The 25,167-nt window shown below is 70.1% G+C and carries 19 protein-coding genes; 12 read left to right on the top strand and 7 right to left on the bottom strand.

The genetic code is table 11. The features are described 5' to 3' along the window. Together ABEA62_RS06730 and ABEA62_RS06725 are read right to left on the bottom strand one after the other, a co-directional pair. Complete coding sequence (locus ABEA62_RS06730; protein ID WP_345379256.1) at window positions 1–1,329, bottom strand: Glu/Leu/Phe/Val family dehydrogenase; 1,329 nt, start codon at window positions 1,327–1,329, stop codon at window positions 1–3. 81 nt (window positions 1,330–1,410) lie between these two features. Continuing rightward, entirely contained in the window at window positions 1,411–2,160 is a 750-nt protein-coding gene (locus tag ABEA62_RS06725) for an exonuclease domain-containing protein (protein WP_286215052.1), read from the bottom strand. A 68-nt stretch (window positions 2,161–2,228) separates the two neighbouring features. Here ABEA62_RS06725 and ABEA62_RS06720 point away from each other — a divergent pair, with 68 nt between their 5' ends. Together ABEA62_RS06720 and ABEA62_RS06715 are read left to right on the top strand one after the other, a co-directional pair. Then, complete coding sequence (locus ABEA62_RS06720; RefSeq protein ID WP_286215054.1) at window positions 2,229–3,353, top strand: GuaB3 family IMP dehydrogenase-related protein; 1,125 nt, start codon at window positions 2,229–2,231, stop codon at window positions 3,351–3,353. A gap of 2 nt (window positions 3,354–3,355) precedes the next feature. Then, a complete protein-coding gene (locus tag ABEA62_RS06715; protein ID WP_286215056.1) occupies window positions 3,356–3,913 on the top strand; it encodes a YdeI/OmpD-associated family protein in 558 nt (185 codons plus the stop codon). 1 nt (window position 3,914) lies between these two features. Here the strand turns inward: ABEA62_RS06715 and ABEA62_RS06710 are convergent, their stop codons facing one another. Continuing rightward, window positions 3,915–5,273 (bottom strand): urease accessory protein UreH domain-containing protein, encoded by a 1,359-nt coding sequence (locus ABEA62_RS06710; protein ID WP_286215057.1) that lies wholly within the window; start codon window positions 5,271–5,273, stop codon window positions 3,915–3,917. Window positions 5,274–5,467: 194 nt separating this feature from the next. On the opposite strand from ABEA62_RS06710, the gene ABEA62_RS06705 reads away from it, so the two are divergent. From ABEA62_RS06705 to ABEA62_RS06695, 3 genes are all read left to right on the top strand, one after another. Beyond that, window positions 5,468–5,725, top strand: a complete 258-nt coding sequence (locus ABEA62_RS06705) for a hypothetical protein (protein ID WP_286215058.1) — start codon at window positions 5,468–5,470, stop codon at window positions 5,723–5,725. Between the two features lie 86 nt (window positions 5,726–5,811). Continuing rightward, window positions 5,812–8,499 (top strand): DNA methyltransferase, encoded by a 2,688-nt coding sequence (locus ABEA62_RS06700; protein ID WP_345379250.1) that lies wholly within the window; start codon window positions 5,812–5,814, stop codon window positions 8,497–8,499. Continuing rightward, window positions 8,496–11,033 carry a hypothetical protein gene (locus ABEA62_RS06695; protein ID WP_345379247.1) on the top strand — a complete coding sequence of 846 codons (2,538 nt, stop codon included), beginning with the start codon at window positions 8,496–8,498 and terminating at the stop codon, window positions 11,031–11,033. Before ABEA62_RS06700 ends, ABEA62_RS06695 begins: the two co-directional genes overlap by 4 nt. A gap of 195 nt (window positions 11,034–11,228) precedes the next feature. Here ABEA62_RS06695 and ABEA62_RS06690 read toward each other — a convergent pair whose 3' ends face one another. After that, window positions 11,229–13,100, bottom strand: a complete 1,872-nt coding sequence (locus tag ABEA62_RS06690; RefSeq protein WP_345379245.1) for an ABC-F family ATP-binding cassette domain-containing protein — start codon at window positions 13,098–13,100, stop codon at window positions 11,229–11,231. Between the two features lie 63 nt (window positions 13,101–13,163). Here ABEA62_RS06690 and ABEA62_RS06685 point away from each other — a divergent pair, with 63 nt between their 5' ends. The 3 genes from ABEA62_RS06685 to ABEA62_RS06675 all read left to right on the top strand — a co-directional run bounded on the left by ABEA62_RS06685 (window position 13,164) and on the right by ABEA62_RS06675 (window position 14,788). Further along, window positions 13,164–13,856, top strand: coding sequence for a glutamine amidotransferase-related protein (locus ABEA62_RS06685; protein ID WP_345379243.1), 693 nt, complete (start codon window positions 13,164–13,166; stop codon window positions 13,854–13,856). Beyond that, window positions 13,853–14,239, top strand: coding sequence for a DUF3054 domain-containing protein (locus tag ABEA62_RS06680; protein ID WP_286215067.1), 387 nt, complete (start codon window positions 13,853–13,855; stop codon window positions 14,237–14,239). Before ABEA62_RS06685 ends, ABEA62_RS06680 begins: the two co-directional genes overlap by 4 nt. 201 nt (window positions 14,240–14,440) lie before the next feature. Then, window positions 14,441–14,788: a cupin domain-containing protein gene (locus ABEA62_RS06675; protein WP_286215069.1), complete on the top strand. Its 348-nt coding sequence runs from the start codon at window positions 14,441–14,443 to the stop codon at window positions 14,786–14,788. A gap of 80 nt (window positions 14,789–14,868) precedes the next feature. Here ABEA62_RS06675 and ABEA62_RS06670 read toward each other — a convergent pair whose 3' ends face one another. From ABEA62_RS06670 to pta, 3 genes are all read right to left on the bottom strand, one after another. Beyond that, a complete protein-coding gene (locus ABEA62_RS06670) occupies window positions 14,869–17,325 on the bottom strand; it encodes a phosphoketolase family protein (RefSeq protein ID WP_286215073.1) in 2,457 nt (818 codons plus the stop codon). A gap of 474 nt (window positions 17,326–17,799) precedes the next feature. After that, window positions 17,800–18,936, bottom strand: coding sequence for an acetate/propionate family kinase (locus ABEA62_RS06665; RefSeq protein WP_345379239.1), 1,137 nt, complete (start codon window positions 18,934–18,936; stop codon window positions 17,800–17,802). After that, window positions 18,933–21,011: a phosphate acetyltransferase gene (pta, locus tag ABEA62_RS06660; protein ID WP_345379236.1), complete on the bottom strand. Its 2,079-nt coding sequence runs from the start codon at window positions 21,009–21,011 to the stop codon at window positions 18,933–18,935. The genes ABEA62_RS06665 and pta overlap by 4 nt, the downstream gene beginning before the upstream one ends. 248 nt (window positions 21,012–21,259) lie before the next feature. Here pta and ABEA62_RS06655 point away from each other — a divergent pair, with 248 nt between their 5' ends. From ABEA62_RS06655 to guaA, 4 genes are read left to right on the top strand one after another with little or no spacing between them, the layout of a single operon-like run. Continuing rightward, the gene (locus ABEA62_RS06655) at window positions 21,260–22,435 is read left to right on the top strand and encodes a GGDEF domain-containing protein (RefSeq protein ID WP_286215075.1); all 1,176 of its coding nucleotides are present in this window, start codon (window positions 21,260–21,262) and stop codon (window positions 22,433–22,435) included. Next, window positions 22,432–23,196: an SURF1 family cytochrome oxidase biogenesis protein gene (locus tag ABEA62_RS06650; RefSeq protein ID WP_345379234.1), complete on the top strand. Its 765-nt coding sequence runs from the start codon at window positions 22,432–22,434 to the stop codon at window positions 23,194–23,196. Before ABEA62_RS06655 ends, ABEA62_RS06650 begins: the two co-directional genes overlap by 4 nt. After that, window positions 23,193–23,540, top strand: a complete 348-nt coding sequence (locus ABEA62_RS06645) for a DUF3817 domain-containing protein (protein ID WP_286215079.1) — start codon at window positions 23,193–23,195, stop codon at window positions 23,538–23,540. Before ABEA62_RS06650 ends, ABEA62_RS06645 begins: the two co-directional genes overlap by 4 nt. Then, on the top strand, window positions 23,537–25,108 hold the full coding sequence (gene guaA, locus ABEA62_RS06640) for a glutamine-hydrolyzing GMP synthase (RefSeq protein ID WP_286215081.1): 1,572 nt from the start codon (window positions 23,537–23,539) through the stop codon (window positions 25,106–25,108). The genes ABEA62_RS06645 and guaA overlap by 4 nt, the downstream gene beginning before the upstream one ends. The last annotated feature ends 59 nt before the right edge of the window (window positions 25,109–25,167 follow it).

Here is a 25,167-nt window from a genome sequence, read left to right as displayed (position 1 = left end):
TCAGGGGTAGAGCCCCCGAAGCTTGTGGGCCTCGGTGACGCGGCGCACCGCGAGGGCAGTGGCCGCCTGGCGATACGTGAGGTCGTGGGCGCCTGCGTAGTCGACCACGTCGTGCCACGCGCGCGTCATGCGCTCCTCCAGGCGATCATTCACGTCGCGCTCGGACCACTGGTACGCCTGGTTCGCCTGGACCCATTCGAAGTAGGACACCACCACGCCGCCCGCGTTCGCGAGGATGTCGGGCACCACCAGCACGTCGCGCTCGCGCAGAATCGAGTCGGCGGCCTTCGTGGTCGGTCCGTTGGCCCCCTCGACCACGATCGACGCCTGCACCTGGTGAGCGTTGTGCTCCGTGATGACCCCCTCGACCGCGGCGGGCACCACCACGTCGACGTCGAGGGTGAGGACCGAGCGCGGGTCGATCGACTCGGTGCCCTCGAAGCCCACGACCGATCCCGTCCGTGCGGCGTGTTCGGCGAGCCGGCCAATGTCGAGGCCTCGGTGGTCGTAGATCGCGCCGTCGACGTCGCTCACCGCGATGACGCGCACGCCCGCTGCGGCGAGGAAGCGCGCCGCATCGCGACCGACCTTGCCGAATCCCTGCACCGAGGCGGTCGCGCGCTCGGGCCGCATGCCGCGCGAGGCCATCGCCATGAGCGTGATGTTGGCGACCCCTCGGGAGGTGGCCGAGGCGCGCCCCAGCGACCCGCCCAGGCTCACCGGCTTGCCCGTCACCACGCCCGGCACCGTGTACCCCACCGCGGCCGAGTACGTGTCCATGATCCACGCCATGGTGCGCTCGTCGGTGCCGATGTCGGGGGCGGGGATGTCCTTGGTGGGGCCGATGATCGGCAGCACCTCCGACGTGTAGCGCCGCGTGACGCGCTCGAGCTCCGCGAGGCTGTGCTCGCGGGGGTCGATCGCGATCCCGCCCTTCGCGCCGCCGTACGGGACGTCGACGAGCGCACACTTCCACGTCATCCACATCGCGAGCGCCCTGACCTCGTCGATGTCGACGCTGGGAGCGAAGCGCAGTCCGCCCTTGGCGGGGCCGCGCGAGAAGTTGTGCTGGACGCGGTAGCCCGAGTACACCGCCGTCGAGCCGTCGTCCCGCCGTAGCGGCACGCTCACCATGAGCTCGCGGCGCGACGTCGCGAGCATGCGGTGCATGCCGGTCTCGTAGCCCAGGTGATCGATCGCGCTCGCGAGCTGCGCGTGCGCATCGGCCAAGGGCCCGGACGATGCCCCGGAAAAGGGGCCCGCCGACGTTCCGGTGAGCGTTCCGAGCGGCGTCCCGGCGCGGGCGTCTGTTTCAGTGGACCACGTCATTGTGACCTCCGGTGAGTGACGCTTTCGACGATAGCGCCGCGCGTTCGGGTGCCCGAGCCTCACACCGCGGGCACCTCGCGGCTACCCGAACAGAGTGTCCTGATTTGCGGGCGCCGGGGCGGCGGCGACCGCGACGGGCCACTCGGGTCGGGGGAGGTCGTCGACCTCTCCCTTCGACTTCAGCCACGCCGCGAAGCGCACCGCCCACTCGCGATGAGCCGAGGCCTGGAGGTCGTGGAGCGAGTCGAGAGACGTCGCGCGCATCGTGGGATGGGCCGCCGCGAGCGCCTGGACCAGCTCGAGGGTCGCCAGGACGTCGGCATCGGCCGCGTGGAGGTCCTCCGCGACCACGGTCACCGCGTAGAGGGTGCACAGGTCGATGAGCTTGCGCTTACCCTTGCGGTACTGGTCGAGCTTGCGGTCCAGCACGAGCGGATCGATCACCGGACGCACCTCGCGCCGCACCAGCCGCGCCGCGAGAGAGCGCAGGCCGTGGCGCGCGAGCTCGTTCTCGAGCAGCGTGAGGTCGAACTGCGCATTGAAGGCGACCACGGGGAAGCCCGCGTTGAGGGCGCCGGCGAGTGCGGTTGCGACCTCCTCGAGCGCCTGCGCTGGGGCCGCGCCCTCCGCGCGTGCCTGGGCTGTCGTGATGCCGTGCACCGCCGTCGCGCCCGCGGGGATCTCGACGCCAGGATCGATCAGCCACGTGCGCGTGGTGACGGTCTCCCCGGTGCGCGTGATCACCGCCGCGGTGACGATCCGGTCGTGCTCCGTGGACACGCCCGTGGTCTCGGTGTCGAATCCGACCATTGTCTCGTCGAGCCAGCTCATGGTCCTAGACTGGCACGCCTCACCGACACCGCGTCGCATCGTCATCATCGCCGGTAGGCTGGTGGCCCGTGAGCAACGAGATCGAGATCGGCCGCGGCAAGCGCGGACGCCGCGCGTATTCCTTCGACGACATCGCCGTGGTGCCCTCGCGCCGCACGCGCGATCCGCAGGTGGTGAGCCTCGGCTGGCAGATCGATGCCTTCCAGTTCGAGATCCCCGTGATCGGCGCGCCGATGGACTCCGTGATGAGCCCCGCGACCGCGATCGCGCTGGGCAACGCGGGCGGCCTGGGCGTCCTCGACCTCGAGGGGCTGTGGACGCGCTACGAGGACCCGACCGCGCTGCTCGAGGAGATCGCCGCCCTCGACCCCGCCGACTCGACCGTGCGCATGCAGGAGATCTACCGCGAGCCCATCAAGGATGAGCTCATCACCGCGCGGCTCAAGGAGATCCGCGCCGCCGGCGTGGTGGTGGCCGGGGCGCTCAGCCCGCAGCGCACGCAGGAGCACTACGCGACCGTGCTGAAGGCCGGCGTCGACCTGTTCGTCATCCGCGGCACCACGGTGAGCGCCGAGCACGTCTCTGACGGAGCCGAGCCGCTCAACCTCAAGAAGTTCATCTACGACCTCGACGTGCCCGTGATCGTCGGAGGGGCGTCGACGTATCAGGCGGCGCTCCACCTCATGCGCACCGGTGCCGCAGGCGTGCTCGTGGGCTTCGGCGGCGGTGCGGCCCAGACCACGCGCACCACGCTCGGCATCCACGCACCCATGGCGACCGCGGTGTCGGACGTCGCGGCCGCGCGACGCGACTACCTCGACGAGTCCGGCGGCCGCTACGTCCACGTCATCGCGGACGGCGGCTTGGGACGCTCGGGCGACCTGGTCAAGGCCTTCGCATGCGGCGCCGATGCCATCATGCTGGGCGCCGCGCTCGCGCGCGCCGAAGAGGCGCCGGGTGCCGGCTTCCACTGGGGTCCCGAGGCTCACCACCCCGAGCTGCCGCGCGGGGAGCGCGTGCACGTGGGCGTGACCGGGACGCTCGAGGAGATCCTCTTCGGCCCGGGCACCCGCGCCGACGGCACGTCGAACCTCATGGGGGCGCTGCGGCGCTCGATGGCCACCACCGGCTACTCGGACCTCAAGGAGTTCCAGCGCGTCGACATCGTGGTGAGCCCGTACCAGGCGCAGTAGCGATGGCGGAGCCCGCCGAGTTCACCGTGGCCGATGCCGCGGCCTGGCGCGTGTGGCTCGACCTCCACGAGTCGACGTCGGACGGCGTGTGGCTCGTGCTCGCGAAGAAGGGCGTCACGGTGCCCACGTCGCTCACCTACGCCCAGGCTCTCGACGAGGCGCTGTGCTCGGGGTGGATCGACGGCCAGAAGAGGGGCCGCGATGCGGCGACCTTCCTCCAGCGCTTCACGCCGCGACGCGCGCGCTCGATGTGGTCGGCCCGCAACGTCGAGCACGTCGCGCGCCTCACCGACGCGGGGCGCATGCGCGAGCGCGGACTCGAGGAGGTCGCCAAGGCTCGGCACGACGGGCGCTGGGAGCGGGCCTACGACGGCTCGGCGACCGCGGCCGTGCCGGACGACCTCGCCCGCGCGCTGGCCGCGGAGCCCGCGCTCGAGGCCGCCTTCGAGGCGCTCACCCGCGCCGAGCGCTTCGCGGTCCTGCACCCGCTCATGACCGCAGCGACCGAGGCGACGCGCGAGCGGCGCCTGCGGCGCGCGCTCGACAGGTTGCGAGGCTAGGTCACGCCTCGGGCCGGTCGATCACCACGAACGCGCCCGTGTACATGCCCATTGCGCACGAGTAGGCGTACGTGCCCGGCTCGCCCGCGGTGAACTCCACCGTGGCGGGACCCGTGAGCACGTCGATGCTGTCGAGGCCGAGCGATGGCGCGGTGATGAGGCTCGCGCACCCGACCCACTCGGGCTCGAGGCGCCACCTCACGTTCTCGCCCGCGTAGACCACCGAGACCTCGGGGGAGTAGCCGTCCGCCTCGACCACCGTGGTGACCTCCTGCGCGCCACGGACATCCGCGACGTTGGCCGTGCGCTCGGTGGGGGTGAGCCCGCCGAAACCGAGCCCTGGCGCGAGGGTGGTCACCGCACCCGCGCCCGTCACCAGCGCGAACGCGACCACCACGACGCCCACGACCCGGAGCGCTCGTCCCGTCGAGGACCGCCTGGCCGCGCTCGCGGCGGCGCCGGCCGCCAGCAGTCCGGGCGTGGTCCCGAGCGCGAAGACGGCCATGACGGCGGCGCCCGCGGCGGCGGATCCCGTCGACAGCGCGTAGACCTGGACGGCCTGCGTGAAGCCGCACGGCAGGAAGAACGATGCCGCGCCCAGTCCTGCCGCGCGCAGGTCGCCGGCGCGGGCGCCTTTGCGAACGGTGGACGGACCGGCACCCGTCCGCGCCCATGCGCCCCAGCGGCCCGGCAGGGTGAGCTGCCACCCGGCGAGGCGCGGTGAGGCGCCGGTGAGGCGCAGGCCGAGGACGCCCATGACCACGGCGGCGACGAGCATCGTCGCCGCGAGCGCCGTGCCGGAGAGTTGCAGTCCCTGGCCCGCCCACCCGACCACGCCTCCCAGCACCGCGAAGCCGACGACCCTGCCCACGTTGAACGCGAGGTGGGGGCGCAAGCGGGCGGCGCGGCGGGCATCGTCCCCGACGGAGGCCGCGAGAGAGATCACCAGGCCGCCCACGAGCGCCATGCACGTGGACACCGACGCCGCGACGCCCAGCAACGCGATGAGCGCGAGCGATCCGGCCGAGGCGCCTGACGTGAGCGTGCCGATGCGCTCGTCGAGACCGAACGCGTACGCCGTGATCGCGAGCGCGGCGACCACCGCGGCCGCGACCGTGACGTCGCGCCACACCGTGTGATCGCGGCTCAGCCACGGACGTGCGCCCACGCGATACGGGGTGTCGGCGAGCGCGGCATCGAGGGCGGAATCGGCGGGCAGACGCTCGCCCTCGAGGGTGAGCCGGCCCGAGCGGCGGTCGGCGCGCGCGGCGCGCACGCCGGGAAGCTCGAGCGCGGCGGCGGTGACCGTGGTCTCGCACGCGGCACACGTCATTCCCTCGATGGGGACGATGCGCTCCATGGCTCCTCCTCGCGGCCCGCCGGGGTGCGGGCTGGCTTGTGTGAGGTCAGGGTAGACAGATCGCGGGGGCGTTCGCTCGGGACCTGGGTCGCGACCCTGCCCGTGCGGGAAGGTGTGTACGTCATGTCCCGTCCACAGCCGCGGCACGCTGTCGGTCGGCGCGGGTACCCTGGGTGGGTCCGAAGGGAGCCCTCATGTCCTCTGCTGCTCACGTTCCGTCTGGATCTGGCGACCCGACGCGCGACGACGCGATGGGTGAGGTCTCCGCGGTGCTACTGAATCTCGAACACACCATCGCACGTGCGAAGAAGGGCCTGGCAAAGGTGAAGAAGTCGGGCGGAGACCGCAATGTCGAGCTCGCGCTCGACGCGGCGATCACCGAACTGGCCAAGCAGCACAAGCGCTTGATGCAGGACACGTACTATGCGGGTGACGCGGTTCGCCTGATCTAAGGCGGAGCGGGCGAGCGCAATCAAAGACGCTGAGGGGGACACCGGTGCGAAGTGGTGCCGAGATTGAGGCGGATCTGCGCGCCTTCGTGAAGCGGTGGGAAGCGTACGCGGGGTCCGAGAAGGCCGAGGCGCAGACGTTCCTCAACGAGCTCTTCGCAGCCTACGGCACGGATCGCTTGGCGGCGGGGGCACTGTTCGAGGACTTCAAGTCCTCCGCCGGCTTCATGGACCTCCACTGGCCCGGCCAGCTCATTGTCGAGATGAAGAAGCCGGGCGTGGCCCTGGCCAAGGCCGACGACCAGCGCATTCGCTACTGGCAGGAGTCCTCGGACGCCAAGGAGGGCATCCCCGCGGCACGCTTCGTGGTGCTGTGCAACTTCCACGAGTTCGAGATCTGGGAGCCGGGACGCTTCCCCAAGGAGCCGCGCCTGCGCCTCACGCTCAGGGAGCTTCCCGACCGCGCCGAGGCGTTCATGTTCCTGGTGGCGGGTGACGTGGATCCCGTCTTCACGGAGCAGAGGCGGGAGCTCACCGCCGAGGCCGCCGAGCACGTGGCGAAGCTGTACACCTCCCTTGCGGACCGCGGCGCCGCGCCGGTCACGGACATTCAGCGCTTCACCATGCAGGTGGTGTGGTGCATGTTCGCCGAGGACCTGGGCCTGCTCGACGGACTGCCGCTGTCGCATGCGGTCGAGGTGGTGCTAAAGGATCCTGAGCTCAACTCAACCAGGGAGTTCGACTACCTGTTCGGGCTGCTGAACAAGAAGTCCGATTCGGGTCGCGCCGGCGCCTACGCGGGTACGCGCTACGTCAACGGCGACCTCTTCGCCGAGGTCGATTCGCCCATGCTGACCAGGGACGAGCTGCTCCACCTCAAGAAGGCGGTCGAGTTCGACTGGCGCAACGTCAACCCCACCATCTTCGGCAGCCTGCTCGAGGGCGTGCTGGGTCAGGAGCGTCGCTCGGCGCTGGGAGCGCACTACACGCACGAGGCCGACATCATGAAGATCGTCACACCCACGATCGTGCGGCCGTGGCGTGACAGGATCGCCGCCACCGCCTCGCCTGCGGAGGCCCGGGCGTTGCTCGACGAGCTGTGCGCCTTCACGGTGTTGGACCCCGCGTGCGGGTGCGGCAACTTCCTCTATGTGGCGTATCGCGAGTTGCGCGCCCTCGAGTACGAACTCAAGCAGCGCATCTTCACCCTCGCGGAGACCACGGGTGCGCCCGCACCGTCCGGACCGCTGCCGTACGTGCCGCTCACCGCGGTCCACGGGATTGACATCGAGCACGTCGCGGTCATGATCGCGCGCGTGGTGCTGTGGATGGGACATCGCCAGGTGATGGACCTCTACGGGGAGGCGGAGGCGCCACTGCCGCTGGTGAGCCTGCCGGGCGTGCGGGCGGCCGATGCCCTGCGCGCCGAGTGGCCCCAGGTGGACGCGATCATCGGGAACCCGCCATTTCTCGGCTCTCAGCTCCTCCGCGAGTCCCTGGGCGACGCCTACCTCACATGGCTTAAGAAGGAGTTCGGCGTCGGGATCAAGGACCTGTGCGTGTACTGGTTCCGCAAGGCCAACGACGCCCTTGCGCAGGGCCAGCGAGCCGGCCTCGTTGGCACCAACTCCATCTCACAGAACCGCGCGCGCGGCGCCTCGCTTGAATACGTTGCCGCGCACGGCGGCGTGATCACCGACGCGGTCTCGTCGCAGAAGTGGCCGGGCGAGGCCAAGGTTCACGTCTCGATCGTCAATTGGATCAAGGAGCCCGCGGAGGCGGTCACTGAGTTCGACCTCGACGGCGCGCGCGTCGCCGGGATCACGCCCTCCCTCACCGCGACCGGCGCCGATACGTGGGCTCCGCAGGCGCTCGCGGCCAACAAGGGCAGGTGCTTCCAGGGGCCGATTCCGATCGGCAAGGGCTTCGTGATGGACGATGCGTCTGCGGCGGCGCTGCAATCCCGTTCCGAGGCCGTCTACGCGGACATCGTGCGTCCCTACGTGATCGGCGATGACGTGGCAAACCGATCTGCCCAGGATCCGTCCCGTTGGATCATCGACTTCGGGCTCCGTCCGCTCGAAGAAGCTGCGTCCTACCCCGCCGCGCTCGACATCGTGCGGCGTCTGGTCAAGCCGGACCGTGAGCAGTCGAACCGCGCGGTCTACCGCGAGCGATGGTGGATCTTCGGCGAGCCCCGCACGGCCATGCGCTCCGCTCTCTCGCCGCTCTCGCGGTTTATTGTGGGTACCGCGACGGGCAAGCGACTGGCGCTTGCCTGGCAGGATGCCGCCGTCTGCCCCAGCAACCTGGTGAACGTGTTCGCCTTCGACGATGACTACTCCATGGGCATCCTGCTCTCCCGCGCGCACGACGCGTGGGCATGGGCCCAGTCCTCGACGCTCGAGACGCGACTCCGCTACACGCCAACCAGTGTGTTCGAGACCTTCCCCTGGCCCCAGCCGACCAAGACTCAGAGGGAGGCTATTGCCGAGGCATCCAGCGCCCTTTACGCTCGCCGCTCCGAGCTCTGCATCGAGCACCAACTGGGCCTCACCAAGCTCTACAACCTGATGGACGAGGGCGGCTTCGCCGACCTCAAGGCGCTGCACAAGCGCCTCGACGAGGCCGTCGCTGCGGCCTACGGCTGGCCCAAGGCCGTCGCTCAGGACGGGCCCGAGCTGGTGCGCCGCCTCCGCTCGCTCAACCGCGACATAGTCGAGGGGCGGGTCGCTTACGAGCCGTTGACTGGGCCCCAAGGCGGAGCGCGCCCGTGAGCGTGGGCGTATCTGAGGCCGACGACTTCGCCTTGCTCGGACACCGCGATGCGGCTACCCGGGCTGCCGCAGCGAAATCGCTCGCCAAGCGACGACGACTGAGCCCTGCGCTGGCGGTATTCCTTCGTGCGGACCGAGACGTGAAGGTGCGCGTCGCCGCTGAGCGCTCCTTGACCCGCACCCTCGAGGGGCATGAGGTCGCGAGACTACTGCGATCGGACGAGCCCGAGGAACGCGTGCTTGGTGCAGATGCGGTGCTCGATATCGGCACCCTCACGGCTCTTGCACGAGACCCGAGCCCTCTCGTGCGCGAAGTGGTAGCGCAGGGGAGCCCTCCAGTCGACTTGCTGATGGCTCTCGCGCACGATTCTTCGGACGATGTCCGCTTGGCGGTGGCGCGGGACTTCCGATCCGCGCGCGAGGTCTACGAGATCCTGGAGCGCGATCAGACCGAGCGGGTGCGTGAGGAGGCGCTGAGGCGGCGCAACTGGCGCCTGGAGCACAACGACGACATTGCGGCGGCTCTCGGGCTCAATCTTCACCGGATACTTTCCGGTGAATCGGGCAGCGCTCGTGGCGCGCTGACAGTGATGATATCCGCGCCGCACACGTCATTGCGTGTTCGTCTCGCGCGGCAGCCGTGGATTCCCGCGGAAACGCTCGCGCAGTGGGCGCATGACGTCGAGCCAGCCGTGGTCGAGGCCGTAGCGGGCAATCCTTCAACCCCCGTGAGCGTACTTGCGCTGATCATGGAGTCACGGTGGGGGCCGGACCCGCGGATCGCCATGGCCAATGTGGCGATGCGCGCGGACGTGCGCGAGACCGCCTGGCGATTTCCACAAGGCATCTTCCGTGACGATGTTCTCGACCTACCGAGTGAGCTGCTCGAAGTCATCGGCACCAACCCCCTGACGTTGCCGCGCACGCTGGCGCGGATCGCGGAGCACGCCGGAGACACCGTCGCTGCCGCCCTCGCGCGCAACCCCTCCACGCCGAGCTCGACGCTTGAGTGGATCGCCAAGTGCCACGCGGATTCGACAGAAGTGGCACGCGCACTTGCGTCCAACCCGCGATCGTCTGCGTTGGTCTACGGCGTGCTTCACGCCACCCGGAACCACGCTCGCGCACTCGCTGGGGGGCGCTCCGCGCCGAGCGACGTGCTCGTCGCACTTGCGGATCACGAAGACCTCATGGTGCGCCGCAGTGTTGCGCTCAACCCGCGCACGCCTGACGCAGTGGTGGAGCGATTTGTCGACGATATCGAGGTGCGGGCGCCATACCTCGGTGCTCCTGGTGCCCCGACCTTCGTCGAGCCACTCTCGTGGCAGCGTCGAGGCCATGCCGAGAGGCTCATCGCAGAAGACTGCGACGCCGCCATGCTGCCCGAGCCGCGGAGTGCGCTCGAGGTTGCGGGCGTATTGGTCCGCGCGCATGCGACGTCGGAAAAGGTGCACGTCGCATCGTCAACGGTGCCGCTCGAGCCGACGTTCGTCGAGGGCATTCTCGTCCGCGACGAGGCGCCCCAGGTACGACGCTCGCTCGCGGGAAGCGTGTACGCGTCTGATCGACAAAGATCGCGGCTTGCAGATGACTCAGACGAGAGCGTGCGTGCCAGCGTGGCGCGGTATACCTGCGACGCATCCGTCCTCGAGCGGCTTGCACGGGACCCTTCTGCACAGGTGCGCGGAGAGTGCGTCCACAACCCGATCGCGGCGACCGGTGTGCTCCGGGCGTTGGTGGCACGTGTGCCCAATCATGAGTTGGCGTACATCGCGCAACATTCTGAGGCTTCGGCCGACTTGCTCGCGGATCTCGCAGGCAGCGGGTCGTCGCACACCCGTGAGGCGGTCGCCGCCAACGGTCGCACGCCTGTCTACTCGCTCGATGCCTTGGCCAAGGCCCCCGAGGTAGAAGTCCGGCGCGCGGTCGCTGGCAACTCTTCCGCATCTCCCGAGGCGCTCGCCACTATGGTTGCCGATCGGAGCGACGACGTGCGTCGGCTGGTCGCAGCCCACCGGAGCACGCCCGGCGCAGCGTTGGAGACCCTGAGTCTGGAGTCCGACTTCGAGATCTGCCTGCTCGTTGCGCTTCACCCCCGCTCGACTCCCGGGGCGCTCAAGCGACTGTCGCGGGACGGCAGGGCCGCGATCCGCCAAGCTGTCGCGCTTCACCCCTCGGCGCCTGAGGTGCTCTGGACTGACTTGGTCCGGGACGCGGACGCTGGCGTTCGCGAACTCGCCAGGCGACACATGCGCTCGTCCCCAACGGAGCGGCGGCGCGTCGCCGCCGACGAGTCGACTCCGGCGGACACTTTGGCCGCACTCGCCGCGGATAGCGCTGTCGCCGTGAGGGAGGCGCTGGCGAGCAATCGCAGGACACCCGTGGATGCACTGGTGACACTGTCGAAAGACGCGGACCAGGGCGTGCGTGGATTGCTGGGCGGGCGATCGGGCTTGCCACGTGCGGCGCTCGAGCATCTTGCTCACGATCCGGTGTGGCGCATTCGTCGCGCCGCGAGGAAGCGCCTGCGCTGAGAGCCGTGCTCATCCGATCTGTCGAAATCCTTGGTGAACAACTTGAGCTGCTGACGCGCTGAGGATGCGCGAAACCCCGGGCCCTGTCGTCCGGCAGGGACTCCCGGGGTTCACTTCCGGGATCCTCCGCAGATCTCCCGGCTAGGGCACCCAAATTACCGGGGTGCGGCCGCGCGCGGAACCCCTGCGCAGGCCTCAGCCGAGCCGCTCGGACAGCTCGAGCCACCGCTCCTCGAGCTGAGCGGTCTCGTCCTCGTACGCCTTGAGGGTCTTCATGAAGGCCGCGAGGCCGGTGAAGTCGGACTGGTCGTGCATGACCATCTCGTTGTGGGTGCCCTCGGTGAGCTCCTCGAGCTTGGCCATGCGCCGCTCGACGGCCTTGAGCTCCTTCTCCACCTCGCGGCGCTCGGCGCCGCTCAGGGTTGGGGCGGACGATGCGGGGGTCGCCGCCGCGGCGGGTAAGGCCGCCCGCACGGTGGCCGCGGCATCGTCCTGGCGGGGGGCGCCCGACCCGGCCCGCGCATCGTCCCTGCCAAAGGTGCCGATGCCGGCGCCGCCGGCGCGGCGCTGCCGTGAGAGCTCGACGTACTCGTCGACGCCGCCGGGGAGGTGGCGCAGGCCGCCGTCGACCACGGCGAACTGGGTGTCGGTGATGCGTTCCATGAGGTAGCGGTCGTGGCTGACCACGATCAGGGTGCCGGGCCACGCGTCGAGCAGGTCCTCGAGGGCGGCGAGCATGTCCGTGTCCAGGTCGTTGGTGGGCTCGTCGAGGACCAGCACGTTGGGCTCGGACAGGAGGACCACCAGCAGCTGGAGGCGGCGGCGCTGGCCGCCGCTGAGCCGCCCGACCGGCGTCTTGAGCTGCGCGGACGTGAAGCCCATGCGCTCGAGGAGCTGCCCCGGGGTCATCTCCTGGCCGTCGCTCAGCGTGATCGAGGAGAACTGCTTGACCACGGCGGACACGCGTTCGTCGGCGTGCTCCTCGAGCTCGGCGAGCTGCTGGCTGAGCTGCGCGACGCGCACCGTGATGCCCGTCTTCACGCGGCCCGAGGTGGGCTTCTGCTCGCCCGTGACCAGACGCAGCAGCGTGGACTTGCCCGCGCCGTTCTCGCCCAGCAGGCCGATCCGGTCGCCGGGGCCGATGTTCCAGTCCAGGTCGCGGATGACCTCCTTGTCGCCGTAGGTGACGCCCACGCGGACCAGTTCGACCACGTCCTTGCCCAAGCGGGCGGCGGCCATGCGGTGCAGCTTGACGGAGTCGCGGATCGGCGGGACGTCCGCGATCAGCGCGTTGGCGGCGTCGATGCGGAACTTGGGCTTGGAGGTGCGGGCGGGGGCGCCGCGGCGCAACCATGCGAGCTCCTTGCGCATGAGGTTCTGGCGGCGCTGCTCGGTGACGTTGGCGATGCGGTCGCGCTCGACGCGTTGGAGCACGTACGCGGCGTATCCGCCCTCGTACATGTCGACCTCGCCGTCGTGGACCTCCCAGGTCTTGGTGGTGACCTCGTCGAGGAACCAGCGGTCGTGGGTGACCACCAGGAGGGCGCCACGGTTGCCCGACCAGCGGCGCTTGAGGTGCTCCGCGAGCCAGGTGACGCCCTCGACGTCGAGGTGGTTGGTGGGCTCGTCGAGGAACACCGCGTCGTGGTCGCCCACCAGAACGTGCGCGAGGGCGACGCGTCGCTGCTGGCCGCCTGACAGGTCGCCCACGATCGCGTCGGCGGGCAGGTCGGGGACCAGGCCGGACATGATGTCGCGCACCCGGGGGTCGGCCGCCCACTCGTGCTGGTCCATGTCGCCGACGATCGCCTGCGCGACCGTGAGCGCGGTGTCCACGTGGTCGGACTGATCGAGCACGCCGATCCGCGTGCCCCGCGCGATCGTGATGCGTCCGCCGTGGGGCTCGAGGCGGCCTGCGAGGGCCTTGAGCAGGCTCGACTTGCCCGCGCCGTTGGCGCCCACGACGCCGATCCGGTCGCCGTCGTCGAGACCGATGCTGACCGAGCCCAGCACCGGTCCGGTGCCGAAGTCGACGTGCAGCGCCTCGGCGCCTAGGAGATGAGCCACCCGACAAGGGTAGTCGCGCGGCGTGGCCTACCTGCGCCTTACCCCATCGCCTAGGCTCGCGCCATGAAATGCGTCGCGTTGCGCCATGTCGCGTTCGAGGACCTGGGGCTGTGGGAGGCGGAGATCGCCGCATACGGCTACGACGTCACGTACCTCGACGCCGGTGTCGACGACCTCTCGCCGCTCGCCACCGCCGACCTCGCGATCGTGCTCGGTGGGCCCGTCGGGGTGGGCGACCTCGACGACCATCCCGTGCTCGCCGAGGAGATGGCGCTGCTCGAGGGTCGGGTCGCGCGCGAGCTGTCCACTCTCGGCGTGTGCCTGGGCGCGCAGCTACTCGCGGCCGCACTCGGCGGGTCGGTCGCTCCCGGCCGGCCCGAGATCGGCTGGGGCGTCCTCGATCTGGCGCCCGAGGCATCGTCCACGCCCCTGCGCCACCTCGACGGCGCGCCGGTGCTCCACTGGCACGGCGACGCGATCACGCCGCCAGCCGGCGCGACCGTGCTTGCCTCGACGCTGGCGACGCCGTGCCAGGCGTTCGTCTACGGCAGCGCGCTCGGCCTGCAGTTCCACCCCGAGGTCGACGCCGAGCGCATCGAGCAGTGGCTCATCGGGCACAGCGGCGAACTGCGCGAGCGGCGGATCGCGCCGGGGGAGTTGCGCGCGCAGGCGCGTGCCCATGGGGACGATGCCGCTGTCGCCGGGGTGCTCATGATCCGCGAGTACCTGCGTGGACGGGAAGGGGCCGGATCGTGAACCTCCGACAAGCGGCGCTGGGCGCCGCCGCTCTTGACGCCGGCGCGATCGTGGCGTTCTCCGCGATCGGCCGTGCGAGTCACGACGAGGGCGTCCTGGGTGAGTCGGGTCTGGGGCTCGCGACCACGGCCTCGCCGTTCCTCACGGGTGCCGCGCTCGGCTGGTTGCTCGCCCGCGCATGGCGCAGGCCGTGCGACGGGAAGCGCACCGGAGTGATCGTGTGGGCCTCGACGCTCGTGGGCGGGATGGTGCTGCGCGCCGTCTACGGCCAAGGAGTTCAGGTGTCGTTCGTGCTGGTCGCGGGCGCGGTGCTCGCCGTGTTCCTCATCGGGTGGCGCGTGGTGTCCGGATGGATCGCCACGCGCAGGGGTCTCAAGCCCTAGGGGCTTGTCGCGGCTCCCGCCGCGTCCCGCCACCTCCTCGTGGGCGGGGTTCGCCGGGTGCACGATGGCAGCATGGACACCTCCCACGTCATCATCACCGACGGCAGCGATCTCCCCTCGCGCGAGGAGTCGCGCGGCGTCTTCGCGTACACGAAGCGGCTGGTGCTCGAGCGCCGTGGGCATTAGGCGACCGTGGCGTTCATGGAGATTCCGCCGGGCAGGTCGGCGTATCCCTATCACTGGCACGAGTCGATCACCGAGGTCTACGTGATCCTGTCCGGACGCGGACGGCTGCGGACTCCCGACGGGGAGCGTGAGGTGGGACCGGGGCACGTCGTGGTGCTGCCGCCTGGTCCCGCCGGCGCGCACCGGCTCACTAACGACGGCACCGAGGTGCTGCGTTACGTCGACGTCGACACCACGAGCGATCCCGATGTGGCCCACTACCCCGACTCGGGCAAGACTGGGCTGATCGTCGGTGGGGTACCCGTGGCCTTCCACCGCGACGCGGAGGCGGTCGACTACTACGACGGCGAGTCCGGCGCATGACGGGCCCACACGCGCGGAAAGGGGGCCGACCCTCCGGCTGAACCGGAGCATCGGCCCCCTTCCGTGAGGCGCGAAGGCGACTACTCGTTGTCGCCGTCGGTCGCGAGCGCGCCCGAGAGCTTGGCCTGCACGTCGGCGCCCGCGCCAGACCAGACCCACTCGGCGACCTCGGGAAGGTCGGCGCCGGTCTCGTAGGCGTAGCGCTGCGCCTCGAAGCGCTTGTCCTGGAGCTTCTGGCGCAGGGAGGCCGCACGGGTGCCGAGCCCGGGAACGCGGTCGATCACGTCCATGACCAGGTGGAAGCGGTCGATGTCGTTGACCATCGCCATGTCGAAGGGCGACGTGGTGGTGCCCTCCTCCTTGAAGCCGCGCACGTGCAGGTTGGGGTGGCCGTTGCGGCGGTAGGTCAGGCGGTGGATGAGCCACGGGTAGCCGTGGTAGTTGAAGACGATCGGCTTGTCCGTGGTGAACAGCTGGTCGAACTCGCGGTCCGACATTCCGTGCGGGTGCTCCTTCTCCGGCTGGAGGCGCATGAGGTCGACCACGTTGACCATGCGCACCTTGAGATCGGGCAGCTCCGTACGGATGATGTCGATCGCCGCGAGGATCTCCATCGTGGGCACGTCGCCCGCCGCGGCCATCACGACGTCGGGCTCCTCGCCCAGCGGCACGTTGGACGCGAAGTCCCAGATGCCGGCGCCGCGAGCGAAGTGGTTCTCCGCCTCCTCGATCGTGAGCCACTGCGCCTGCGGCTGCTTGCCCGCGACCACCACGTTGACGTGGTCGCGCGAACGCAGGCAGTGGTCGTAGGTCGCGAGCAGCGTGTTGGCGTCGGCGGGCAGGTAGACGCGGACGACCTCGGCCTTCTTGTTCACGACGTGGTCGATGAAGCCCGGGTCCTGGTGCGAGAAGCCGTTGTGGTCCTGGCGCCACACGTGGCTCGACAGCAGGTAGTTGAGCGACGGAATGGGGCGGCGCCACGGGAGCTCGTGAGCGACCTTGAGCCACTTGGCGTGCTGGTTGAACATCGAGTCGACGATGTGAATGAACGCCTCGTAGCTGGTGAAGAGGCCGTGGCGGCCCGTGAGGTTGTAGGCCTCAAGCCAGCCCTGGCACTGGTGCTCCGACAACATCTCGACCACGCGGCCCTTGTGGGCCATGGGGCCGTCGTCGGGGTCGATGTCCGCGTTCCACACCTTGTCCGTGACCTCGAGGACGGCCTGGATGCGGTTCGACGCGAGCTCGTCGGGCGCGAAGATGCGGAAGTTATCGGGGTTGTTGCGCATGATCTCGCGCAGGAAGTTGCCCAGCGTGCGGGTCGCCTCGCCAATCGCCGCGCCGGGCGCGGGGACGTCCACCGCGAAGTCGCGGTAGTCGGGCATGACCAGGTCCTTCATGAGGATCCCGCCGTTGGCCTCGGGTCGCGCCGACATCCGCAGCTCGCCCGTGGGCACCACGCCCAGGACCTCGGGGCGGACCACGCCGTTCTCGTCGAAGAGGTCATCCGGACCGTAGGACTGGAGCCACGCCTCGAGAGTGTGGAGGTGGTCGTCGGTGTCGCGCGCGTTGGACAGCGGCACCTGGTGTGCGCGCCACGATCCCTCGGTGCGCTTGCCGTCGATCTCGGGCGGGCAGGTCCAGCCCTTCGGGGTGCGCAGCACGATCATGGGCCACATCGGGCGGTCCATGTCGGGGTTGACCTTGGCCTCGGCCTTGATCGCCGCGATCTCGTCCATCACGTCATCGAGCACGGCGGCAAAGCGCGCGTGGAACGATGCCGGGGTCTCGTCGTCGAAACCGGCCGTGAAGACGTGGGGCTTGTGGCCGTAGCCGACCATGAGCGCCTCGAGCTCCTCCTCGGAGATGCGGCTCAGGACCGTCGGGTTGGCGATCTTGTAGCCGTTGAGGTGCAGGATCGGGAGCACCACGCCGTCCGTGGCGGGGTTGATGAACTTGTTCGAGTGCCAGCTGGTGGCCAGCGGGCCGGTCTCGGCCTCGCCATCACCCACCACGGCCGCGACCAGCAGGTCCGGGTTGTCGAAGGCCGCGCCATACGCGTGGCTCAGCGCATAGCCGAGCTCGCCGCCCTCGTGGATCGAGCCGGGCGTCTCGGGTGCGACGTGCGACGGGATGCCGCCGGGGAATGAGAACTGCTTGAAGAGGCGCTGGAGACCGCGCTCGTCCTCGGAGATCTCGGGGTAGGTCTCGTTGTACGTGCCCTCGAGGTAGCTCGCGGCGACCAGTCCGGGGCCGCCGTGGCCGGGTCCGATGATGTACATCGTCGGCTGCTGACGCGACGTGATCATGCGGTTGAGGTGCGTGTAGATGAAGTTGAGGCCCGGGGTGGTGCCCCAGTGGCCGACGAGGCGCTTCTTGACGTGGTCGCGGTGCAGCGGCTCGCGCAGGAGCGGGTTGTCCAGCAGGTAGATCTGGCCAACGGACATGTAGTTGGCCGTCCGCCACCACAGGTCGATTGCCTCGACCTCGGCGTCGGAAACGGAATCCGCGGCGCGGGGGGACCAGGGCGTCGGTGCCATCATTTCCTCCATCTTGGGGTGCACCCTCAGGATGGCATGATTAACGTTCACATGGTTGGGCGAAGGTCCCATTCCTGAGGCCAATTCTGAGTGAACGGTCAGTCGTTTCTTGGCCCGTGCATCGTCCCTTGCACCGCGCCCCCCGCGCGGCGCTGCGCCCCGTGAGGTGCTCAGTGCCCGAAATCGGCCGGATCGGGCACTGAGCACCTCGCAGGACGCAGCCCGATGCGTGCAGGGACGGCCGGGCGCAGGTCAGCGCACGCGAGAGCCGCGGCTCCGCCACACAGATCAGCGCGGGATCGTGGCGTCAGGGCGTGCGCGAGCCCGACACGCCGCCGACACGCCGATGCCCGTGTGGCGGAGCCGCGAATCCGTGTGGCGGAGCCGACAGGAGCCGGTGCGTAGCGCGCACCACCGCACCGAGGGCCGGCCTCCCACGTGGGAGACCGGCCCTCGGGACGATGCTGTGGCTGGCTAGGAGACCGCCGCGATCGACTGGACCGCGATCTCGCGCTCCTCGTTGGTCGGGATGACCCACACCTGCACGCGCGAGGACTCCGTCGAGATCAGCGTGGCCGCCTTCTTGCGGCCCGCGTTGAGCTCGGGGTCGACCTCGATGCCGAACTCCTCGAGACCGGCGAGGGACTGCAGGCGCACGATGTCGTCGTTCTCGCCCACGCCCGCCGTGAACACGATCGCGTCGAGACCGCCCAGCTGAGCCATGTACTGGCCCACGTAACCCTTGATGCGGCGGCAGTAGATGTCGAGGGCGACGCGTGCCTCGTGGCTGCCCTCCTCGATCGCCTTGTGGACGTCGCGCATGTCCGAGTAGCCCGTGAGTCCGAGCAGGCCCGAGCGCTTGTTGAAGAGGTTGTCGATCTCGTCGATGTCGAGGCCGGCGGCGCGGTGGAGGTGGAACACCACGGCCGGGTCGATGGCCCCCGTGCGCGAGCCCATCACGAGCCCGTCGAGCGGCGTGAGGCCCATCGAGGTATCGATCGCGACGCCGCCCTTGATGGCGTCAGCGGACGCGCCGTTGCCCAGGTGCAGCGTGATGATGCGCAGCTCCTTGGGGTCGCGGCCCATGAGCTCGGCGCACTCACGCGACACGTAGCCGTGCGAGGTGCCGTGGAAGCCGTAGCGGCGGATGCCGTGCTCGCGCGCGAGGTGCGGGTCGATCGCGTACGAGTACGCCGCCTCGGGCAGGGTCGCGTGGAAGGCGGTGTCGAACACGGCCACGTGCGGGATGTGCGGGAACGCGGCACGGGCGGCGGAGATGCCGGCGACGTGGCCGGGGTTGTGCAGCGGGGCGAGCACCGCGAGCTTGGCGATCGCGTCCTCGACGGAGTCGTCGATGACGGTGGGGGCGCTGAACTCCGCGCCGCCCTGCACCACGCGGTGGCCCACCACGGTGAGCGCGTCGAGGTCCACGCCCGAGTCGGGCGCCGACAGCGACTCGATGATGGCGCGCACGCCCTCGTTGTGGTCCGTCACGCGCTCGACCAGGCCGGACGCGAGCGGCGCCTCCTGGGTGGTGTCGACCACCTGGTACTTGATCGAGCTGGAGCCGCAGTTGAGGACGAGTGCGATGCCGTTGTAGTTGACGCTCACGCGTTGCCTTCCGAAGTGTCGAGATTCTGAGCCTGGATCGCGGTGATCGCGACCGTGTTGACGATGTCCTGGACCAGCGCGCCGCGCGAGAGGTCGTTGACGGGCTTGCGCAGACCCTGCAGCACCGGGCCGACGGCGACCGCGCCGGCGGACCGCTGCACGGCCTTGTACGTGTTGTTGCCCGTGTTGAGGTCGGGGAAGACCAGCACGGTCGCGCGCCCGGCGACGGGGGAGTCCGGCGCCTTCGACTTCGCGACCGAGGGCTCGACCGCGGCGTCGTACTGCATCGGTCCGTCGACCAGCAGGTCGGGGCGACGCTCGCGCACCAGTCGGGTCGCCTCGCGCACCTTGTCGACGTCGGAGCCCGTTCCGGACTCGCCCGTCGAGTACGACAGCATCGCGACGCGCGGCTCGACGCCAAACTGCAGCGCCGTCTCCGCAGAGGAGATCGCGATGTCCGCGAGCTGCTCGGCGGTCGGGTCGGGGTTCACGGCACAGTCGCCGTAGACCAGCACCTGGTCCGCGAGGCACATGAAGAAGACAGAGGACACGATCGAGACGCCCGGAACGGTCTTGATGATCTGGAACGACGGCATGATCGTGTGCGCCGTCGTGTGGGCGGCGCCCGACACCATGCCGTCCGCGAGCCCCTCCTGGACCATCATCGTGCCGAAGTAACTGACGTCCTGGACCCGGTCGCGCGCCGCCTCCAGGGTCGCGCCCTTGTGCTTGCGCATCTCGTAGTACGAGGCCGCGAAGCGCTCGACGTATTCGGGATCCGTGGGGTCGATGATGCGTGCGGCGTCGAGCTCGAGGCCCAGTTCCGCGGCACGCGAGCGGATCGACTGCTCGTTGCCCAGGATGGTGAGGTCCACGACGTCGCGGGTGAGGAGGGACGATGCCGCGCGCAGGATGCGGTCGTCGCCGCCCTCGGGGAGGACGATGTGCTGCTTGCGGCTGCGGGCACGGTCGAGCAGTCCGTACTCGAACATCAGCGGAGTAATGACCTCGGTGCGAGCGACGTCGAGCACGCCGCGCAGCTTGTCGGCGTCGACGCGCTGCTCGAACATCGCGAGCGCGGTGTCGACCTTGAGCTGGCTTTCGCGTGACAGCCGGCCGCGGGTGGTCGAGCAGCGGCGGGCCGTCTCGAACGTGTCGAGAGTGGTGCGGATGACGGGCAGCGGCGAGCCGAGTCCCTCGACCAGTCGACGGACGGCCGTGCGGGGCTCGAGGCCGCCGGTGAGGATCACGCCCGTGAGCGCGGGGAAGCCCTCGGCGCCGTGCGCAGCGAGCAGCGCGAGCAGCGTGTCGGCGCGGTCGCCCGGCACGATCACCACGGAGCCGTCCTCGAGGCGGTCGAGGAGGTTGGCCGCGGTCATGGCGCCCACGATGATGCCGCGCGACTCGCGCGACAGCAGCGCCGGATCGCCCGTGACCAGCGTGCCCTCGACGGCGTCGAGCAGCTGCTTCATGGACGGTGCCACCAGGACGGGGTCCTCGGGGATCACGCCCAGGCACAGGTCGGCGGGAAGCAGTCCCGTGATCGCGTCGACGTCCGCGGCGCTGGACCGGTTGACGAACATCCCGACCACGCTCGCGTGCGAGCCGGCGAGCTCGGCGCGAGCCTGCTCGACCACCTGGGAGACCTCGGCGGGCGTGCGCTCGTGTCCGTGCACCACGAGCACGACGGGCGCGCCCAGGTTCGCGGCGATGCGTCCGTTGAACTCGAGCTCGGCCGCGGCCGACACGTCGGTGTAGTCGGTGCCGACGATCACGACGAAGTCACACAGGCGCTCGACTTCGTGATAGCGCGACACGATGGTCTCGAGCGCGCGCTCGGGGTCCGCGTGGACGTCGTCGTAGGTCACGCCGATCGCCTGCTCGTACGACAGGTCGATGCTGTCGTGACCCAGCAGGAGCTGGAGGACATAGTCCGAACCGTCGGCGACGCGCGCGACGGGGCGGAAGATCCCCACCCTGCCCACCTGCTTGGCGACGAGGTTGGTGATGCCCAGTGCGATGGTCGACTTGCCCGTGTCCCCCTCGGCGGAGGCGATGTAGATGCTTCGTGCCACGGCCCCATCGTTTCATGAACTGAGGGGTGCCACCTGGCCTAAGGTCCTGATGCCCTCCGGGGTATCGGGTCGAACTGTCGCCAATCCGCCCTTCTATGCGGGACACCGGTTACGTAGACTGCGCGAGAGGGCGTCTGCCGTCGGGGGTGAGATCTCCGGCGGGGGACGATGCGCGGCCCGGGTCCCCGGAGGCGCGTAGCTGAGGGGCCTGCCGTGCGCGCGTCACGCGGGTCAAGACTGGGGGCTCGATGGCGATGCGTGCGATCACCGCGGCGTTGGCGCGCCTTCCCGCGTTCCTGTCCGCGATCTTCGAGCGTCCCGCGGGTGGGCTCGAGGCGGAGGAGGGCCGCGCCGCCGGCACCGTGCAGACCTTCGCGGTGATCTCCGTGGGCACCACGTTCGTGTTCACTGTCGCCTACCTCATGCGCCCCGACCAGACCACGGGTCCGCTGGTGCTGCTCAGCACCGGAACACTGATCGCCTTCATTGCGAACCTGATCGTTGTGCGCAGCGGGCGCCAACTCGTCGGCGCGATCATGTACCTCACGATCGCGACGGTCGGGATGCTCTACATGGCGCAGCTCTTCGGCTGGCGCACCGGCCAGCACCTCTACCTCATCACGTCCGCACAGCTCGTGTTCCTGATGTTCACGGACCGCCAGCGCGGCTGGCGCTGGGTATTCGTGGTCGGCTCGGCCGCGGCCTTCATCTACACGCAGCTGGGCGCGCCTCCGGTCGGCCCGTACTCGCGGGCCGGCGACGCCACGATCTCCACGATCTTCGCGGTCAACGCGATCGGCACGGCGACCCTGATGTTCATCCTGTCGGTGGTGGCGCACTATCGCGCCGGCGCGGCGCAGGCGCGCGCCGCGGAGCTCGCGGCACAGGCCGAGTACCTGGCGAACACCGATCCGCTCACCGGACTCGCGAACCGCCGCCCGATTTCCGCGCGGCTCGAGGCGCTCGCCTCTCTCGACGGCGCGCGCTACTGCGTCGCGATCGCGGACATCGACCGCTTCAAGGCACTCAACGACGCGCACGGTCACGCCTGCGGAGACCGGGTCCTCGCCGCGCTCGGCGCGCGGCTGCGTGGACAGCTGCGCACCACGGACGCACTGGGCCGGTGGGGCGGCGAGGAGTTCATCGTGGTGCTCGCGGATACCGGGATCGACGAGGCAGGCGGCATCATGGAGCGCATGAGAAGTCTTGTGGCCGGCACCCCGGTGGAGTGCGGCGAGCACGTCCACGCCGTGACGATGTCCGTGGGAGTGGCCGACGGCGTCGCGGACTCGATGAGCCACCGCGTGGTCAAGCGCGCGGACGACGCTCTCTACGACGCGAAGCTCGCGGGCCGCGACCGCGTGAAGGTGCGCGCGCTCGGCGAGCCTGACTCCGTCCACCCGGCCGCGCGGCGCGGACGGTGACCCCGCCGCTTCGCGGCCGCATCCTGTGGGGCCGCGTGGTCGCGGGCGTGTTGGTCGCGGTCGTCGCGGTCGTGGCCTGTGGCGCGCTGGGGTGGTGGCAGTGGTCGCGCGCCCAGACCACCGGCCGCGTGGTCGAACCCGAGCCCGCGGTGGCCATCGCGGACGTCTTGCGCCCCGCTGAGTCGGCCGGCGCCGCGCTCGGGCGCCAGGTCACGGTGACGGGGGAGTGGGCCGACGAAGACGCGGCGGTCGTGACCGGCCGCGAGGTCGACGGTGTCGCGGCGCAGATGCTCGTGCGCGCGCTCACGGTTCCGGCCGATGCCACGGGCACGGGCGAGGCGGCGACGCTCGCCGTGGTCGTGGGGTGGCAGCCCGAGGGCGAGGTGACGGGCGTCGACCTCGACGACCCCGCCATGGAAGGCCCCGTGACCCTCGAGGGCTATCTCCGGACGCCCGAGGCGTCCATGGCATCGTCCCCCTCTCAGGCCCCCGCCGAGGGGACCTTTTGGGCCTCCGCGCTCGCGACCTCCGAGCTGGCCCAGGTGTGGCCCGCCCCCCTCTACGGCGCGCTGCTCGTGTCCTATGAGGGCACCGAGTCCTGGGCCGCGCTCGAGCCGCTGCCGGCGACCACGGAGTTCAACTTCCGGTCCGCCGCGTACGCGATCGAATGGTGGCTGTTCGGGGCCTTCGCGCTGTTCATCACGGTCCGTTGGATGCGGGACAATGGTCGCGTTCCCCCAACCCGAGAGGACGGCGCGTGAGCGACGCTTCCAGCAAGATCCCCGGGGCGCTGTCCCGCTACCGCGTGATGGCGCTCGTCACGGGCACGCTGCTGCTCATCGTGACCGTCGGAATGCTCCGGTACTTGCCCGGTCTCGAGGACGTGAAGGAGACGCTCGACCCGATCCTCGGGCCCGTCGCGATCCTGCACGGATGGGTGTTCATCGTCTACCTCGCCACCGTCACGCAGCTGTGGATGCTGATGGAGTGGAACCTGGGCCGCCTGGTCTACATGGCCGCCGGCGGCATCGTCCCCCTGCTGTCGTTCTTTGCCGAGCGCCGCGTGCACGCGGAGGTCTCGGCCCAACTGGAGGAGGCCAAGTGACCGAGACCCAGCACCGTCCCGTCCTGGTCGTCGACTGCGGCGCGCAGTACGCGCAGTTGATCGCGCGCCGCGTGCGCGAGGCGAGCGTGTACTCCGAGGTGGTCCCGCACTCGATGAGCGCGGCCGACATGCTCGCCAAGAACCCCGCCGCGGTGATCCTGTCCGGCGGCCCCTCCTCGGTATACGAGGACGGCGCCCCTCAGATCGACCCCGCGCTGTTCGAGGCCGGCGTGCCCGTCATGGGCATCTGCTACGGCTTCCAGGCGATGGCCCAGGCGCTCGGCGGCACGGTCGCGAAGACCGGCCTGCGCGAGTACGGCCGCACCCAGGCCTCCGTCGCGGTGGCCGGCACCGCGCTCGCGGGCAGCCCCGCCGTCCAGGAGGTCTGGATGAGCCACGGCGACTCCGTGCAGGAGGCGCCTCCCGGCTTCGACGTGCTCGCCACCACCGAGGGCGCGCCTGTCGCGGCGTTCGAGAACCTCGACAAGCGCATGTGCGGAGTGCAGTGGCACCCCGAGGTCAAGCACTCCCCGCTGGGTCAGCACGCGATCGAGAACTTCCTCTACAACGTCGCCGGGCTCCAGCCCGACTGGACGCCGTCGAACGTGATCGACGAGCAGGTCGCGCTCATCCGCGCGCAGGTGGGTTCCAAGCGCGTGATCTGCGCGCTGTCGGGCGGCGTGGACTCGGCCGTGGCCGCCGCGCTGGTGCAGAAGGCCGTGGGCGACCAGCTCACGTGCATCCATGTGGACCACGGGCTCATGCGCGCGGGCGAGGTCGAGCAGATCGAGAAGGACTTTGTCGCCTCGACCGGCGTGCGCCTCATCATCCGCGACGAGAAGGAGCGGTTCCTGACCGCGCTCGCCGGCGTGAGCGACCCGGAGACCAAGCGCAAGATCATCGGCCGCGAGTTCATTCGCGTGTTCGAGGACGCCGCGCGCCAGGTGGTCGAGGAGGCCGGCTCCCACGGGGAGCAGGTGGAGTTCCTGGTCCAGGGCACGCTGTACCCCGACGTGGTCGAGTCCGGCGGCGGCGAGGGCGCGGCCAACATCAAGAGCCACCACAACGTGGGCGGCCTCCCCGACGACCTGCAGTTCTCGCTGGTCGAGCCGCTGCGCGCGCTGTTCAAGGACGAGGTCCGCGCCGTGGGCCGCGAACTGGGCATCCCCGAGGAGATCGTGGGACGCCAGCCGTTCCCCGGACCAGGGCTGGGCATCCGGATCATCGGCGAGGTCACGTGGGAGCGGCTCGAGATCCTGCGCCGCGCCGACGCGATCGCGCGCGAGGAGCTCACCCGCGCGGGTCTCGATCAGGAGATCTGGCAGTGCCCCGTGGTGCTGCTCGCTGACGTGCGCTCCGTGGGTGTTCAGGGCGACGGCCGCACGTACGGCCACCCGATCGTGCTGCGCCCCGTGTCCTCCGAGGACGCGATGACCGCCGACTGGTCGCGCGTGCCCTACGAGGTGCTCGCGCACATCTCCAACCGCATCACCAACGAGGTGGCCGAGGTCAACCGCGTGGTGCTCGACGTCACGAGCAAGCCGCCGGGCACTATCGAGTGGGAGTAGACGGCGGACTCGGGGTTTCATCCGTGGACCGTGACCCGGTTCGCGGGCCTATCCGGGAC

Origin of the sequence: Demequina sediminis (assembly GCF_039545075.1) — a bacterium.
Lineage (GTDB): Bacteria > Actinomycetota > Actinomycetes > Actinomycetales > Demequinaceae > Demequina > Demequina sediminis.
This window is presented reverse-complemented; position numbering and strand designations above follow the sequence as displayed.

What these genes read in the sequence shown, in the direction of transcription:
- ABEA62_RS06705 (WP_286215058.1), top strand. Translation starts at nt 5,468, where the DNA reads ATGTCCTCTGCTGCTCACGTTCCGTCTGGATCTGGCGACCCGACGCGC.
- ABEA62_RS06710 (WP_286215057.1), bottom strand. Translation starts at nt 5,273, where the DNA reads ATGGAGCGCATCGTCCCCATCGAGGGAATGACGTGTGCCGCGTGCGAG.
- ABEA62_RS06730 (WP_345379256.1), bottom strand. Translation starts at nt 1,329, where the DNA reads ATGACGTGGTCCACTGAAACAGACGCCCGCGCCGGGACGCCGCTCGGA.
- ABEA62_RS06725 (WP_286215052.1), bottom strand. Translation starts at nt 2,160, where the DNA reads ATGAGCTGGCTCGACGAGACAATGGTCGGATTCGACACCGAGACCACG.
- ABEA62_RS06715 (WP_286215056.1), top strand. Translation starts at nt 3,356, where the DNA reads ATGGCGGAGCCCGCCGAGTTCACCGTGGCCGATGCCGCGGCCTGGCGC.
- ABEA62_RS06655 (WP_286215075.1), top strand. Translation starts at nt 21,260, where the DNA reads ATGGCGATGCGTGCGATCACCGCGGCGTTGGCGCGCCTTCCCGCGTTC.
- ABEA62_RS06675 (WP_286215069.1), top strand. Translation starts at nt 14,441, where the DNA reads ATGGAGATTCCGCCGGGCAGGTCGGCGTATCCCTATCACTGGCACGAG.
- ABEA62_RS06670 (WP_286215073.1), bottom strand. Translation starts at nt 17,325, where the DNA reads ATGGCACCGACGCCCTGGTCCCCCCGCGCCGCGGATTCCGTTTCCGAC.
- ABEA62_RS06685 (WP_345379243.1), top strand. Translation starts at nt 13,164, where the DNA reads ATGAAATGCGTCGCGTTGCGCCATGTCGCGTTCGAGGACCTGGGGCTG.